General features: G+C 68.9%; 12 protein-coding genes. 5 read left to right on the top strand and 7 right to left on the bottom strand.

Features of this window, described 5'->3' with window-relative positions; translation table 11 throughout:
• A partial coding sequence (locus VE326_05305; GenBank protein ID HYJ32617.1) for a hypothetical protein occupies positions 1-1,019 on the bottom strand: 1,019 nt, incomplete at its 3' end.
• A 255-nt stretch (positions 1,020-1,274) separates the two neighbouring features.
• Here VE326_05305 and VE326_05300 point away from each other — a divergent pair.
• Positions 1,275-2,099, top strand: a complete 825-nt coding sequence (locus VE326_05300) for a hypothetical protein (protein ID HYJ32616.1) — start codon at positions 1,275-1,277, stop codon at positions 2,097-2,099.
• Positions 2,100-2,636: 537 nt separating this feature from the next.
• On the opposite strand, the gene VE326_05295 is transcribed toward VE326_05300, so the two are convergent.
• A complete protein-coding gene (locus VE326_05295; GenBank protein HYJ32615.1) occupies positions 2,637-5,429 on the bottom strand; it encodes a vitamin B12-dependent ribonucleotide reductase in 2,793 nt (930 codons plus the stop codon).
• A gap of 496 nt (positions 5,430-5,925) precedes the next feature.
• Here VE326_05295 and VE326_05290 point away from each other — a divergent pair, with 496 nt between their 5' ends.
• Positions 5,926-9,567, top strand: a complete 3,642-nt coding sequence (locus tag VE326_05290) for an FG-GAP-like repeat-containing protein (GenBank protein HYJ32614.1) — start codon at positions 5,926-5,928, stop codon at positions 9,565-9,567.
• Between the two features lie 112 nt (positions 9,568-9,679).
• On the opposite strand, the gene VE326_05285 is transcribed toward VE326_05290, so the two are convergent.
• From VE326_05285 to VE326_05270, 4 genes are read right to left on the bottom strand one after another with little or no spacing between them, the layout of a single operon-like run.
• Complete coding sequence (locus VE326_05285; protein ID HYJ32613.1) at positions 9,680-10,402, bottom strand: FAD-dependent oxidoreductase; 723 nt, start codon at positions 10,400-10,402, stop codon at positions 9,680-9,682.
• 49 nt (positions 10,403-10,451) lie between these two features.
• Positions 10,452-11,108: a transcriptional regulator gene (locus VE326_05280; GenBank protein HYJ32612.1), complete on the bottom strand. Its 657-nt coding sequence runs from the start codon at positions 11,106-11,108 to the stop codon at positions 10,452-10,454.
• A gap of 6 nt (positions 11,109-11,114) precedes the next feature.
• Positions 11,115-11,960, bottom strand: a complete 846-nt coding sequence (locus tag VE326_05275; GenBank protein ID HYJ32611.1) for a cupin domain-containing protein — start codon at positions 11,958-11,960, stop codon at positions 11,115-11,117.
• Positions 11,961-11,988: 28 nt separating this feature from the next.
• On the bottom strand, positions 11,989-12,687 hold the full coding sequence (locus VE326_05270) for a hypothetical protein (protein ID HYJ32610.1): 699 nt from the start codon (positions 12,685-12,687) through the stop codon (positions 11,989-11,991).
• Positions 12,688-13,121: 434 nt separating this feature from the next.
• Here VE326_05270 and VE326_05265 point away from each other — a divergent pair, with 434 nt between their 5' ends.
• From VE326_05265 to VE326_05255, 3 genes are all read left to right on the top strand, one after another.
• Complete coding sequence (locus VE326_05265) at positions 13,122-13,544, top strand: hypothetical protein (GenBank protein ID HYJ32609.1); 423 nt, start codon at positions 13,122-13,124, stop codon at positions 13,542-13,544.
• Positions 13,545-13,611: 67 nt separating this feature from the next.
• Positions 13,612-14,832: a glutathione-independent formaldehyde dehydrogenase gene (locus VE326_05260; GenBank protein ID HYJ32608.1), complete on the top strand. Its 1,221-nt coding sequence runs from the start codon at positions 13,612-13,614 to the stop codon at positions 14,830-14,832.
• A 273-nt stretch (positions 14,833-15,105) separates the two neighbouring features.
• Positions 15,106-15,516 (top strand): hypothetical protein, encoded by a 411-nt coding sequence (locus VE326_05255; protein HYJ32607.1) that lies wholly within the window; start codon positions 15,106-15,108, stop codon positions 15,514-15,516.
• Positions 15,517-15,520: 4 nt separating this feature from the next.
• Here the strand turns inward: VE326_05255 and VE326_05250 are convergent.
• Positions 15,521-15,737 (bottom strand): response regulator (locus VE326_05250; GenBank protein ID HYJ32606.1); only part of this gene is annotated, 217 nt, incomplete at its 5' end.

Raw genomic sequence — 15,737 nt, 5'->3', positions numbered from 1 at the left:
AGCGCTCCGACGCGCGCGAGCGGATCCCTGCGGCGGAGCCACGTGAAGAGCGCGACCAAGGCCAAGCCGCCGAGCGCCTGCAGGCGAAGCGACCAGGAGGCGGCGTCGCTGGGCGTGAGCGTGCGCATGGCGTTCAGGGGATAGGGGACGAGCAGCGCGCGCAGGTACTCGCCCGCCGCGATCAGGGGCGCCCAGATCCCCGCGCCCGCCGCGACCTGATCGTGCGGCTCGTTCAGCCGGAGCGCATGCGCGCCGATTCGTGCGAGCAGGCTCGCGAGGGCGACGGCCGTGAAGCCCCAGTAGATCGTGGCGCGCCCTTCGTGACCGGTGGGGCGTGCCTCGTGTCCGGTGGGTGGTCCACCCCGGTCGGAGACTCGCGGCCAGCCCCACCGGTCCAGGCCGACCAGCAAAAGGGGCGTCACCAGCGCGACCTCGTCGGAGAGTACCGCCACCGCAAGCAGCAGGTACGCCGGCCAGACCCGCCAGGAGCGGCACCCTCCCGGCGCGCACACCGGCGCGCTCCGCGCGATGACCAAGGCACCCAGCGCGCAGGCGGTGGCGAGGAGATCGGCGCGGCCGGTGACGTAGGCCACCGCTTCCGTGTGGATCGGGTGCGCGGCGAAGAGGAGGGAAGCGCCCATCGCGATCGCGGCGCCCATGCCGCCTCTCGTGCCCGCTCCCGTGCCGGCTCCCGTGCCAGCCCTCGTGCCCGCTCCCGCGTCCTCCGCGCCCACTCCGCCCGCGATCACTCCGCGGATCAGGAGGTAAAAGAGCCACGTCGCCACGGCGTGCAGGACGACGCTCGTGAGGTGGTAGAACGACGGATTCCCGATGCCCGCGAACCACTCGAGGCGGTAGAGCGCCCCGACGGCGGGGTGGAATCCCTCGGAGAGGGCGCTCTTCGTCGCGTGGGATACCGCAAGGGTCCCGTCGTCCCACACCCAGCCGTAGCGGAGCGCGGGCAGGTAGAGGACCAGGGCGGCCAGGGCGGGAATCAGGGCGACCAGGCCGGGGCTCATCGGCTCCCGGGGACCCCGGGCCGCGGCCGGGCGCGCTTCGGAAGCGGATTTAGGGGGAGTCACGGCGGAGACGATGCCGCCTCCGGCACGTTCCGATCAAGCAAAACGTGCCGTCCGGTCACGTTCCGTGCCTACAATCGATGGGATTCGGGCCGGTGGGGGGTCCTGCGCCTGCCTCCAGGGCTCATGACGTAGCCGGTTCGTGCCGATCTAGGGAAGGCGCCGCGCGGCGGCGCGTCAGGGAAAGGAGACCCCATGGCCGACGTGATGGAAGACCGGATCCGCTCCGCGGGGCTGACCGCGGGCATCGCTTTCGCGCTGGGCGCGCTCTGCATCGCGATCTCGATCGTGCTCTTCCCCGAGCTTCCCCCCGCCAACGAGACGAGCCGGATCCTCGAGGTGCTCGTCCGCCAGGACAGCGCCGGCTGGATGTGGCTGCACGCGGCGCTGGCCGCGGGCTTCGTGCTGGCGACCATCGGATTCGTCAGCCTCGGCTTCATGCTCCATTTCCGCGGCGCCACCGGTCCCGCTTCGGTCGGGATGGTCTGCGCGCTGATCGCGGGGTCGCTCTGGGCGGCGTTCCTCTCGGTCGAGTTCTTCGTGCACCCCTTCATCCGCAATCTCATGGGGGTCGACCCCGGCCTGGCCACGATGCTCTTCAACACCTACTGGTTCTGGAAAATGGGCGCCCTCTGGCTGGCGGGGATCCTCCTCTTCGTCGCCGTGATCTCCGAGGGGCTCGCGGCCGCCGCGCGGGGCATCCTGCCCGCATGGCTCGGCTTCGCCGGCGCGGTGTTCGCCACCTTCGGCGTGATCCTCTACGCCTTCGAGTTCCTGAACGCCACGACCATCGGCGCCGCGATCAACCCCATGCGCGGCCCCATCGGCCGCTGGGGCGTGGGCCTGCCCCTCCAGCTCTGGATGGTCGCCGTCGGCGCCACCCTGCTGCGCGACCATCGCGAGCGCGCATTAGCGCTGCCGCCGCAGGTGCGCACGCCGGTGCCGCGCCGCACCGCGGTGGATGCCCGTACCGGCGAGCCGCTGGGCGGAGGTCCGGAGCAACGAGCGGGGTCGATGTAAGTCGTCAGTCGGGCTTGCCCTGATCCTGCCGCCCAACGTTCTCATCGGGCGTGCTGATCGCGGTAGCCGGACGGCCACTCGGCGCGGCTTGCGGTTTCGGCGCCTGGAACATGCCCCGGGCCATGTGAATTCATGGACGCAGCCAACTACCGTTTGCGGAGCGTCAACTACCGCACACGCGCCAGCGCGTGTGAATCCGTTGACGTCACGTTAACGACCGTTTGCGGTCCGTAAACTCCGGAGCATGCCCCAGGGCATGTTGATCCGAGAGAGAGCGTCCCTGAGGGCGGCTGCGGCGATCAGGGCGGCTGCGGCGATCAGGGCGGCGGCCGCGATCAGGGCGACGGCCGTAGCAGGCGCCGGCCGTGATTGGGGCGCCGGCCGTGATTGGGGCGCCGGCCGTGGTCAGGGCGCTAGCCGTGGTCAGGCCACTCCAGGCGCGCCAAGACGCAAATGAATCGGGCCCGGGGATCGCTCCCCGGGCCCTTCGTGCTTCTTGCCCCTCGCCGGCTGACGCCGGCTCGGGTTCATGGGTTCTTAACTACATCCGCTCGTGGCGCCGCAGTTCAGGCAGGAATAGCATGCGCCCCGCCGCACCATGATCGCGCCGCACTCGGTGCAGGGAGGGGCGTCGGTCTGCGACACGAACGGCGTGTCCTCGACCGGCGGGTCGTACTGTCCGCTTCCTCCCAGGTGGATCCCGTTGATCAGCGAGAGCTGGTTGTCGGAGACCGGCTGGACGCCGTGGGCTTCCAGCGGATCCTCCTTCGCCGCCTCGTGCGACATCGAGGCCGGCACGTGCCCGAGGAACTTGATCCCGAGCCAGCGGAAGAGATAGTCGATGATCGATTTCGCGATCGGGATGTCGGGGTTCTTGGTGAAGCCGTGCGGCTCGAACCGCACGTGGGAGAACTTGTTCACGTAAAGCTCGAGCGGCACGCCGTGCTGCAGGCCCAGCGAGACGGCGGTGGCGAAGGAGTCCATGACGCCCGAGAGGGTGCTGCCTCCCTTGGCCATCACGATGAAGATCTCGCCCGGCTTGCCGTCTTCGTACATGCCGACCGTGAGATATCCGTCGTGTCCCGCCACCGAGAACTTGTGCGTGATGGAACGGCGCTCGTCCGGAAGCCGGTGCCGCTTCGGCTGACCCGCTCCGCCCGCCACGACCTCCAGCGAGGGCTTCATCTTGCCGCCCACGCCGCGATCCTCCTTGCTGGTCGAGAGCGGCTGGCTCCGCTTCGAGCCGTCGCGGTAGATGGCGATCGCCTTGAGGCCGCCCTTCCACGCCGCCATGTACGCCTCGGCGATCTCCTGCGGGGTGGCGTTCTCCGGCATGTTCACCGTCTTGGAGATGGCGCCCGAGATGAACGGCTGGACCGCCTCCATCATCCGGATGTGGCCCATGTAGTGGATGGAGCGGGTGCCGTTCTTGGCCTGGAACGCGCAGTCAAAAACGGGGAGGTGCTCATCCTTGAGCCCCGGTGCTCCCTCGATCGTCTCGTGCTGGTCGATGAACCGCACGATCCGATCCACCACGTCCTCCCCGTAACCGAGACGACGCAGCGCCTCGGGCACCGTGTTGTTCACGATCTTGAGCATCCCGCCGCCGGCGAGCTTCTTGTACTTCACCAGCGCGATGTCCGGCTCGATTCCCGTCGTGTCGCAATCCATCATGAAGGCGATCGTGCCGGTGGGCGCGATCACCGTGACCTGCGAGTTGCGGTAGCCGTGCTTCACGCCCAGGTCCCAGCACTCCTGCCAGACCGTGCGGGTGGCGTCCATGATCTCGCGCGGCACCGCGCGCGAATCGATCTGGTCCACCGCGGACCAGTGTTTCTTGATCACGCGGAGCATCGGCTCGCGGTTCTTCTCGTAGCCGGGGAAGGGGCCGGTGACTTCCGCGGCGATCTGCGCGCTCTGCCGGTAGGCTTCGCCGTGGATGAGCGCGGTCAGCGCGGCGGCGACGGCGCGCCCCTGATCGCTGTCGTAGGGAATGCCCCAGGACATGAGCAGGGCACCCAGGTTCGCGTAGCCCAGGCCGAGCGGGCGGAAGTTGTGGCTGTTCTCCTCGATCTTCGGCGTGGGGTAGGAGGCGTTGTCGACGATGATCTCCTGCGCGGTGAGCATCGTGGCCGCCGCGTGCCGGTAGAGCTCCGCGTCGAACGTCTTGTCCTCGCGCAGGAACTTCATGAGATTGAGCGAGGCCAGATTGCACGCCGAATCGTCGAGGAACATGTACTCGCTGCACGGATTCGACGCGTTGATCCGCGCCGTGTTCGGGCAGGTGTGCCAGTCGTTGATGGTCGTGTCGAACTGCAGCCCCGGGTCGCCGCACTGGTGGGCGGCCTCGCAGATCATGCCCATGAGATCGCGCGCGCGGTAGGTGTCCATGGGCTGGCCGTCGACGACCGCCTTCGTCGTCCAGGGGCGGTCCTTCTCCACCGCCTGCATGAACTCGTCCTTCACGCGGACCGAGTTGTTCGAGTTCTGGAAGAAGATCGAGGCGTAGGCGGGGCCGTTCAGCGAGGAGTCGTAGCCCGAGTCGATGAGCGTCCAGGCCTTCTTCTCCTCCTCGGCCTTGCACTTGATGTACTCGACGATGTCGGGGTGCTCGGCGTCCAGGATGACCATCTTCGCCGCGCGCCGCGTGCGGCCGCCCGACTTGATGACGCCCGCGAACGCGTCGAAGCCCTTCATGAACGAAACCGGTCCGGAGGCCTTGCCGCCGCCCTTGATGTGCTCCTTCGAGGAGCGGAGCGACGAGAAGTTCGTGCCGGTCCCCGAGCCCCACTTGAACAGGAGCCCTTCCGTCTTGGCGAGGGTGAGGATCCCGTCCATCGTGTCGGACACGGAGTTGATGAAGCAGGCGGAGCACTGCGGCTTGGTCTCGACGCCGCAGTTGAACCAGACGGGAGAGTTGAAGGACGCCTTCTGGTGCAGCAGGAGGTAGGTCAGCTCGTCCTCGAACGCCTGGGCGTCCATCTCGCTCGCGAAGTATCCCTGCGCGCGACCCCAGCCCGCGATGGTCGTCGCCACGCGGCCGATCAGCTGCTTCACCGAGCGCTCCCGCTCGGGCATTCCCATCTGGCCGCGGAAGTACTTCGAGGCGACCACGTTCGTGGCCATCTGCGACCAGAACTTGGGAAACTCGACGTCCTTCTGCTCGAAAACGACCTTGCCGTGCTCGTTGGTGATCGCGGCGGTGCGGAGGTCCCACTCGACCTCGTCGTAGGGATTCACCCCGGCGCGCGTGTAGACGCGCGGGAAGCGAAGACCCTTCTCCCTCGCCCTGGCCGGGCCGTTTCCTGCCTTCTTGCTCGTTTCCGTCATTTCATCCAAGACAGCCATTCCCTCGCCGCCGATCGCGGTTCCGTCGCTTCCGAGGTCCCTGACCATAATGCTTTCCCTCTCTTGAACCCGCCCCTCCCGTAGACCGCACCACCGGCTGCGCGGCCCCCTCGTCCGGCCCATCCCAGGGCCGGGGTCCTTCGAACTGTGCGGGACATTACGAAACGGGGTCCGAACCCCGTCAAGAAAAAACACAACATCTTGGGGTCTCTCGCCAGTATACCCCAACCTATTGCGTCAGAAAATGGCATACGGGCGCGCCAAAATCCGTAGTTTCCCTCGTAGGAGCCCAATCCAGGCTCAATCCAGCCATTCCCAGCGACTTGGGGGAAAACCCGCGTCACTGTAGCGTAATCTCACCCGATCGACGTCCATTTCTTATTGTGACTATGTCACTTACAACGTCAACTGGTTTGGTACTGTTCCTGCAGCCCGCCGGGATGATATTCATCGGCCCCCGGACCCCTGAGGAGTCATCATGCGGCTGCGCTCGGTCGGCAACCCTATGCATTTCAACATCTACTGCGGACTCACGTTCGTTGCCGCCGCTCTGGCGCTTGCGCTTGCGGTCCTGGCCGTCCCGGCCCGGGCCAGCCAGGGGTGGCTGGATTTCACCTCCGACGGACGCTGGCGCTCGTCGCGCCTGTCCAGTGCTCCCGCGAGCGGGCAGGACCGGCGTTTCGACCTGGCCGACCTGAATCGGGACGGGAAGCTGGACTATGCCGCGAACGTGGCCGGCGGCGTGCAGAGCGCCCTGGGCAACGGCGACGGGACCTTCCAGCCGCTCCAGTCCTTCGGCGACGGCACGAGCCCGAAGGGATCGTTCGCCCTCGGCGATCTGAACAACGACGGAATCCCCGACGCCGTCACCGCGGACGTCGGCCCTGGTGAGAACACCGTTTCGGTGTTCCTGGGCGACGGCTCGGGCGGCTTCGGCCCGCGCACCGCTTTCACGGCGGGTGCGGGGCACCGGTGGCTCGCGCTTGGAGACGTGAATCGCGACGGCAAGCTGGACCTGGCGTTTGCGAGCGCCCCGAGCGGCGGCCCCTACACCGTGGGCGTCGTGCTGGGGAACGGCGCGGGCGGTTTCGGCCTCGGGAGCACCTTCGCGGAAGCCTCGCCGCCCTCGGAGATGTCGCTCGTCGACCTGAACGGCGACGGCAAGCTGGACATGCTCTGGATCCAGTCCTCGCCCAACCAGGTCTGCTACCGCCTGGGGAACGGAAGCGGCAGTTTCGGCGCGGCGACCCGCCTGGTCACCGGCTCGACCATCGTCGACGTGCAGACGGCCGACTTCAACGCCGACGGCCGGCTCGACCTGATCTGGACCCGCGACGGCGCGGGCAAGGATTCAGCCTCGGTCGCGCTCGGCGGTCCGAGCGGATTCGCCCCTCCGGCGGAATACGGGTTCCTGAGCGACTCGGAGACGCTCGCGATCGGCGACTTCACCGAGGACGGCAAGCTCGACTTCGTCGCGCTGCTCAAAGACGGCCGCGAGGTGTTCGCGGGCGACGGCGACGGCACCTTCACCCCGCTCGATCCGATCGTGTTTCCGCCGATCGACACCAGCGCGGGGCTCCCGATCAACTTCGTGCTCACGAACGTGGTCGTCGCCGACCTGAACGGCGACGGGCATTCGGACATCGTCTACGGGCTGCCGGGCTGCGATCTGGGCAACGGCAACGGAACCTTCGGCGACGCGTGCGCGCTGGGAACGGCGGCGGGCCCCTCCGCCGCGGTCTTCGCCCGCATCGATGCGGACGCCCTTCCCGATCTGGTCGTCGCCTGTCGCGGCACGTCGGTGATCTCGGTGCTGTTCAACGCCGGGTCGGGCAGCTTCCTCGAACGGCACGATTTCCCGACCGGAGCCGGCGCCGACGCGATCGTGGCGGCGGACTTCGACGGGAACGGCAAGACGGATATCGTCACCGCCAACCAGACGGCGAACACCGTCTCGCTCCTGCGCAACAACGGCCTGAACGCCTTCCTCCCGAAAGTCGATTTCGCCGTGGGAACGAAGCCGGTGGCGCTGCGGGCGGCCGACCTGAACGCCGACGGCAAGATGGACCTCGTGGTCGTGAACAACGCCTCCGCCAAGGTCTCGGTGCTTATGGGCAACGGCGCGGGATCCTTCGCGCCCAAGGTGGACTATTCCGTGAGCAACCTGGGACCGACGGACGTCGCGGTGGCGGACTTCAACAACGACGGCAAGCCCGATCTCGCCGTGGCCGGCGGCCTGGTCGGTTTCGGCGGCCTGCTGATCCGGCTGGGGAACGGCGATGGCACGTTCGGCGCCGAGACCGCGCTCGAGCTGAACCTGCCCAAGCGGGCCATCACGGCGGCCGACTTCAACAAGGACGGCAAGATGGACCTGGCGATGACCGACGACCAGTTCCAGGTCTCCGTCATGCTGGGAAACGGCAACGGGACCTTCGCCCCCAGCACGGTCTACTACACCTCCTCGATCGCGTTCTCGATCGAGGCCGCCGACCTCGACAATGACGGCAACCTCGATCTCCTGATGGGCCATTCGTTCGGCTTCTTCTGGACGCTCCGGGGGAGCGCGAGCGGCACCTTCACCGAGAACGGCTACGGATTCGCGGGACGCGGCGCCGCCGGCACCCTGAACATCGGCCACCAGATCATGGCGGTGAGCGACTGGAGCGGGACCGGCCGCATCAGCGTCGCGATCGTGGGCGAGACGAGCAACACCGTCACCCTGCTTCGCAACAAGGGACCGGTGATCGACAAGATCCCGCAGCGCGGCTGGCTTCCGCCGCAGGCCTTCGCGACCGAAGCCGATCCGCGCGGACTGGCGGTCGCCGACTTCAATCGTGACGGACGCCGCGACGCGGCAGCCGCGGCTGCCGGCACGAACGCCGTCACGCTCCACCTGGGCGACGGCAACGGCAGCCTGCAGTCGGGCACCGGCTATGCGGCATGCACGTCGATCCGGGCGATCGCGACTGGGGATCTGAACAAGGACGGCAAGGTGGACGCGCTCACCGTGGGACAGACCGGAATGATCTCGGTCCTCCTCGGAAACGGCGCCGGCGGTCTCGGGCCCAAGAGCGACGTCGACTCGGGCGGCACCTCGCACGACGTGGCCGTCGGCGATCTCGACGGCAACGGAACGCTGGACGTGGTCTCGGACGAGACCGGCTCAGGCTCGATCAAGGCCTACTCCGGAAACGGCAGCGGCGGCTATGCGGCGGCCGTGCTCTCCGCCCTGCCGGGCGGCGCCGGATGCGGCGAGGTCGACGTGGACCTGGCCGACGTGAACCTGGACGGGAAGCTGGACGCCGTGGTCGCCACGGGCGGGTGCGGCGAGGTGGATCTGATGCTCGGCAACGGCGCCTTCTCCTTCACGGGGACGACGCTCACGATGGGAACGCAGCCTGGCCACGTGGTGGTCGCCGACCTGAACGGAGACGGCCGTCCCGACATTGCCGCGAGCGACATGGCAGGCGGCGGGGCCGTCGTGCGGCTCCAGAACCCCGCGACGCCGGGCGCCTTCCTCGGCTCGAGCGCGTTCAGCGCGATCACGTCGCCGAGCGACATCGCCGTGGCGGACGTGGACCAGGATGGCGACCTCGATCTCCTGGTCGGCAGCGCGACGCAGGCGGCGTTCGCCGTGCTCAAGAACGACGGCAGCGGCTCGTTCGCGGCGCCGATCGTCTTCTCGATGAACGATCCGGTCCAGAGCCTCGTGGCCGACGACTTGAATCACGACGGACTGGTCGACGTGATCACGGCCGGGTCGTCCGCGGGCGTGAACACGATCACCGTCCGGCTGGGAACGCGCACCGTCATCACCGGTATCGGGACGCCGCCGGTCACCGCGGGCTACGCCCTCGAGCAGAACCGGCCGAACCCCTTCAACCCGGTCACGAGGATCCGCTTCGCGATCGCGCGTTCGGAGCCGGTCCGGCTGCGGGTCTACGACGCGCGCGGACGGCTGGTGAGCACGCTGCTCGACGGCTCGATGCCGGCGGGAACGCACGAGGTGTCGTGGACCGGGCGGAACGAGACCGGCGCGCCGGCGGCTTCGGGCGTCTACTTCTACAAGCTCGAGGCGGGCGAGTACACGATGTCGAAGCGGATGGTGCTGCTGAAGTAGGGTTTCGCGATTCCTGAAGCAGGGGTCTGGTAGGCGCGCCGCTGCGGGGCGACGCGCCAGGCAGGACGAGGGCGCGCTCTTTTCAGGAAGGGCGCGCCTTTCGCTTGGACTCCTAGTACCCCGGGAACTCCTCCGCGCGGATCAGATCCTCGTCGACCCCCGCGCCGCGCAGGGCCTCGGTCGCCCCCTTCACGAATCGCTCGGGGCCGGCCACGTAGTGCACCGAGGCGCCCCCCTTGGGCAGCCACTCCCGTAGCGCCGCGGCCTCCACGCGCCGCCGCTCTCCCTTCCACCCCTTCTTCGACCGCTCGGCGCGCGTCATGGTCGGCTTGTATTCGAAGCGGTCGTGCTTCGTCGCCCAGTTCAGGAGCTCCAGCAGGAACGGCGACTCCTCGGGCGTGCGGTTGGAGTGGATGAGGGTGAGCGTGTGGTCCAGCGATCGCTCGATCGCGTCCTCGGCCATCGCGCGAAAGGGCGTCACGCCGATGCCTCCGGCGAGGAGCACCGCGTGGACCGGCTTGTTCGGCAGCGTGAACGAGCCGTAGGGCCCGTCCGCCTCCAGCTCGGTTCCCATCGGCGCCTCGACCAGCGAGCGCTTGAACGCGCTTCCGCGGTCGCGCGTCGCCACGAGCAGGCGGTCGTGCCCCGGCGCCGATGCGATCGAGAAGGTGCGCCGATTGCCGGCGGCGTCGCTCCGCGGCATGTCGGCGTAGGTGAGGTCCACCGTCTGGCCGGCCTTGTACGGGAAGGGCTGGCCCTTCAGATCCAGGGTGAACGCGTACGTTCCGTCGGCGATCTCCTGCCGGTCGGCGAGCGCGACGCGGATCTTGGGCACGGAGACTCCTTTCGTGAGGGACGCGCCGGTCGCCTGGGCCGGCGAGGCGCTACCCCGCCTTGCGCGGCGCCCGGCCGAGCCGGAACACGCACGCGGCGTCGCCCGTCGCCTGGCACGTCTGAAGCGTGGCCTTCCACTTCAACGTACGTCCGAAGAGGGCCGCTTCGTGACGGCAAATCTGCGGGTAGCGGGCCGCGATGGCGACGATGGGGCAGTTCCGCTCGACCAGGGCCACGCCCTCCTCATCCGAGCGGACCGACGCCATGAAGCCGTTCTCGGTCTGATGGCGGGCCAGCGCCTCGAGCCGTGCGGCGGGATCGCCCGGCAGGCCCGCGTCGAGCCGCTCGTGAAGGTCCTCCTCCCAGCGCTCCAGGATCCGGACCAGCCCCTCTTCGCCGAACGCTTCCACGATCGCGTCCATCAGGTGGGCCGAAAAATGGTCGTAGCGCTTGGGGAAGAGCGATTCGGCGTCGCCGGTCAGGGCGTAGCGGGACACGGGACGTCCGATCGGCCGGCGTTCCGTGTTCCGGGCCACGTAGCCCGCGGACTCGAGATTCCGAAGCTGGGCGCGCACCGCCACGGCGCCGCAGCCGTGCTCGCGGGCGATCTCCGCGGCGGTCAGCGGGCCCTTGAGCCGCAGCGTCTCCGCGATCCGGTCGGCGGGGGTGGCGTCTCCGTTCGCGGGGCCAGGCTTGCGGCGGGACATGCGTGGCTATTCCAACGTTTGGCTCACGACGATCAGCTTGCAGCCGGCCGATGAGGTCGTGGTCTCGTGCTCGGTGCCCGGCCCGGCGCGGTGGTAGTCGCCCGGGTGGAGGTTCGTGCCCAGGCAGCGCCAATCGCCGCGCACGAGAAACAGCTCCTCCGTGCCTTCATGCCGGTGCGACTCCCAGCTCGCGCCGGGCTCGATGCGAAGGAGGCTCGTCCGGAGCCCCCGCTCCGGGTCTTCTCCCAGCCGTTTCGTCGTCACGCCGCGGGAGATCTCCTTCCACGCTCCCTCGGACGCGCGCACGATCGATCGCGAACGGGACTTGCCGCGCGAGGGACCGCCGGCCAGGACGGTGAAGAGAACGCACCCCTGGTCGGTGCGCCCCGTCGGCGCCTCGCCGCTCGCGTGGTAGTAGTCCCCGATTTCCAGATGCTCTCCGTCGACGTGGAGATCGCCGGAGAGAAGATAGAAGCCGCAGCCGGCCACTTCCGCGATGGCGGAGGCGGGGGCCGATGCGGTCAGGCGGACCAGCCGGGTCTCGCGCGATTCCCGCGCGTGGATGAAGAGCCGGCGAAGCCATGCGCCCGGAACCTTCGACGGCTCCCACTCGGATTCCCGCTCGTGAAGGAAGTAGTAGCCCTCGGCCGCCACGCGCGAGAGGACGCGGCGCTCGAGCTCGGCGGGCGGCTCGGCCGGCGGGGCCGTCAGCGCGAGGAGGGAAGCGGTCCGCTCCATCTCCCGGAGGTCGTCCTCCAGCGCCTCGTCGCCCTCGCGAAGACGTCCCATCAGACGGACGAGCGTCTCGCCCCCCAGGATCCCCAGGGCGCGCAGCGCGGTCGCCTCGATCATGACGCCCTCCCCGAAGCCGTCGCCTCGATCATGACGCGCCCCCGGCCGCGGCGGGCGCGGCCTCGCCCTCGGCGACCTGTCCGCGCTCGGCGATGTGCTCGCGGAAGCGCACGAGCGCGCTCCGGAGGATCATGGCGGCGTCGCTGGTCGCGGCGCCGATCAACACGGCGACCTCCCGCGCGTTCGCGCCATGGAAGTAGGCCTCTTCCAGGGCGCGGCGGTCGGTCTCGGGAAGGGACGCGAGCGCCTCGCGCGCGACGAGGCGCGGGTCGGGGAGCGCGCCCCCGGCGGCGGGGAGGGCGCGGGTGAGAACCGGTCCGGACGCGATCGGCTCCGTCATGGGACGGCGCGGATCGAGGCGCCCTGGACCGGAATGTCGGCGATCGGGATGCCCCGGATCGGGATGCCCCGGACCGGGGTGTACCGGGTCGGGGCGACGCGAATCGGGTCCGGTCTGCGCCAGCGCCAGCTCGCGGCAGCGCGCGATCCACTCGACGGCAGGAATCTCCACGGCGCCGCGCCAGCGGGACCGGTCGCGCCAGATCTCCTCGAAGAGATCCTCGATCACCGCGCAGGCGCGCTCGCGCGCGCCCACGATCCGGAAGGCGAGCGGGTACAGGTAGGGCGCCGTGCGCCGGTAGAGGGCGCCCAGCGCGGCGACGCTGCCTTCGTGGAGCGAGCGCATCAGCTCGCGCTCGTCGGGGGATGAAGGTCCGATGGCGTTCATGTCGTCTCCCCGGTGTTTCCGTGCGATCCGGTCCGCGGGTCGACTCTGCTCCCGCATTCCGCGATCCGGTCCGCGGGTCAAGTCTGCTCCCATGATCCTGCGCGATCAAGAAAAGTGAGGCTCGATCGAACCCTCGGCCTCGATTCTCCCGCCGTGGCCCCGCCGGCCGATTCGAGCCATCCACGCTGGCCCGCTCCCTGCAGCCGCCCTTCCACCACGGCCCCCAGGCGCCTCGCGGGAAGCGAAGCGCAGGGCCGGAACCGAGATCGTCGTCGCCGGACTCAGGGCGCGTGCTCGGGATGGAACACTCCCTGTGTGGAACGGCACAGCGGCGCGAAGGGGCTCCGCAGGCCGTCCCCGGGGGTTCCGCGGCACGAGGGCCCGAGGTGGCACAGTTTTCGTCTTTCGCAAGTAACCGGCCAAAGGAGACCGTCATGAAGAAGCTGATTCTTCCCCTGCTCGTCCTGTCCCTGTTCGGTCTGAACGCCATCACCGCGCACGCGGCATCCCCCAAGAGCACGACCTACACCTTCACGGTGATGGACACCGAGGGCGGCAAGTCCAACGCCTCGGGGACCGCGGTATTGCAGCCGCTCCCCAACGGCAAGACGATCGTCCACGTGCGCGTGGAGGGACTCCAGTCGGGCAGCCAGTACTTCCTGACCTGGTCCACGAGCACCGGATGCACCCTCGAGACGGACAACACGGCCAAGACGTTCAACCATTTCACGGCGAAGTCGAACGGCTCGCTCAACTACACGACCCGTCTGGACACCGACCCGAGCGCGATCGGCTCGCTCGGGATCCGGACCGAGACGGGGCAGGTGCTGGTGGCCTGCGCGACCGCGACGCCGTAACGCACAACTCGCTGGCGGGAGCGGGGCCCGGGATGTTTCCGGGCTCCGCCCGTCGGGCGGAGGTCCTATGAAAGCACTCGTCTATCGCGGTCCGCGCGACATCCGCGTCGAGGATGTTCCGGATCCGCGAATCCAAGAGTCCACCGACGTGCTGGTGCGCATCACCAGCACGAACATCTGCGGCTCCGATCTGCACATGTACGAAGGACGCACCGACGTCGAGAAGGGAAAGGTGCTCGGCCACGAAAACCTCGGGGAGGTGATCGAGGTGGGCGAGGCCGTGCGCCTGGTCCAGGTAGGAGACCGGGTGTGCGTTCCGTTCAACGTGAGCTGCGGCTGCTGCAAGAATTGCGAGCGCGGGTACACCGGCGCCTGCCTGACGATGAACCCCCCCAACGCGGGAGCGGCCTACGGCTACGCCGGCATGGGGCCCTACGACGGGGGACAGGCCGAGTACCTGCGTGTGCCCTACGGCGATTTCAACTGCCTCGTCCTGCCCGAGGACGCCGCCGACAAGGAATCGGACTACGTGATGCTGGCGGACATCTTCCCGACCGGATACGAGGCCGCCGAGCGGGCGTGCGTCGTTCCCGGCGACACGGTCGTCGTGTACGGGGCCGGCCCGGTGGGGCTCATGGCTGCCTACTCCTCGTACCTTCGCGGCGCCGCCCGCGTCATGGTCGTGGACCGGATCCCCGCCCGGCTCGCCCTGGTCGAGAAGATCGGGGCGATCCCGATCGACGACTCCAAGACGTCCCCCGTGGACCGGGTGCTCGAGCTGACCGAGGGCGAGGGCGCGGACAAGGGGTGCGAGTGCGTCGGCTACCAGGCGCACGACGTCGAGGGGCACGAGCACCCCAACATGACGATGAACAATCTGGTGGAATCGGTCCGTCCCACGGGCGCGATCGGCGTCGTCGGCGTCTTCACCCCCGAGGACCCGAAGAGCCCCGACCGGCTGGAGAAGCAGGGGCAGATCGCCTTCGAGATGGGCCGCTTCTTCGAGAAGGGGCTCACGATGGGCTCGGGGCAGGCCAACGTGAAGCGGTGGAACCGGAAGCTCATGCAGCTGATCCGCCACGGGAAGGCACGGCCGTCCCTGATCGTCTCCCACGAGCTGCCGCTGGCCGAGGGTCCCGACGCCTACAAGCAGTTCGACGCCCGGGTGAGCGGCTGGACGAAGGTGATCCTGAAGCCGCACGTCACGACGTCGAGGCGGCGCGAGATGGCGGCCGAGGAGCCGCTGCCGAACAAGCGGGAGGAGCGCGAGAGCGTGTACGCGAGCTGATGCTCGCGGCCGGCCGTGGCCGGTCGCGGCGCAAGGCTCTTGGAGTGCGATTCCCCCAGTCCCCCCTTCCAGTCACATGGACGCGGCGGCCCCGGTGATTCTCGCCGGGGCCGCTTCGTTGTGATGGGGTTCGCGGGCGCCTGCACGCGGGGCGAGCCCCAGCCCTCGCCGGAGCCGCTTCGTTGTAACAAACGCCCGTCGGGAGAGACTCAGGAGTGGGCCCGGGACCCTCCCGGGCCGTGGGGTCGTCGGGGCAGAGCGAAGAGGAAGCCCATGAAGCCGTTCCGCGCTACCGTGCTCTTGCTTTCGCTTCTTGCCCTTTCCATCGGGGCGGCCGTCGCGACCGGCGCCGACCGTCACGTCAACGCCACGCTCACCGAGGTGAACGGCTCGGGGGTGAGCGGGCGCGTCATGCTCACCTCGCTGCCGCAGGGCGGGACGCTCATCACCGTGAACGTCACCGGCCTTCAGCCCGGCACCGAGTACGTCTCGCTGTACTACGACAACGGCACCTGCGAGCTGGAGCCCTACTCCGAGGACGACGTGATCAACCGCTACACGGCCAGTGCGGGCGGACGCGCCACTTTCACGAAGAAGGTGACCGACGACCTGGACGAGATCCACTCGGTGTCGGTGCGTCTCGCGCAGGGGTTCGCGCTGCAGGCGTGCGCCAGCACGCCGTAGGGGTCTAGCGCCGGACCGACTCCGGAATGGGGCGCGCCAGGATCTCCGCGATCGTCGCGGGCTCCGCCGGCTTGACGACGTGCAGGTCGAAGCCGGCGGCTCGCGTGCGATCGCGGTCCTCGGCCTGGCCCCACCCCGTCAGCGCGATGATGAAGATGTCGCGCCCCCACGGCTCGCTCCGGATGGCGCGGCAGGCATCGTAGCCGTTCATCCCCGGCATG

The organism is Candidatus Binatia bacterium, from assembly GCA_035631035.1.
Taxonomy (GTDB): Bacteria; Eisenbacteria; RBG-16-71-46; order SZUA-252; family SZUA-252; genus DASQJL01.
The sequence above is the reverse complement of the archived record's forward strand: the minus strand, read 5'-3'. Positions and strand labels throughout refer to the sequence as shown.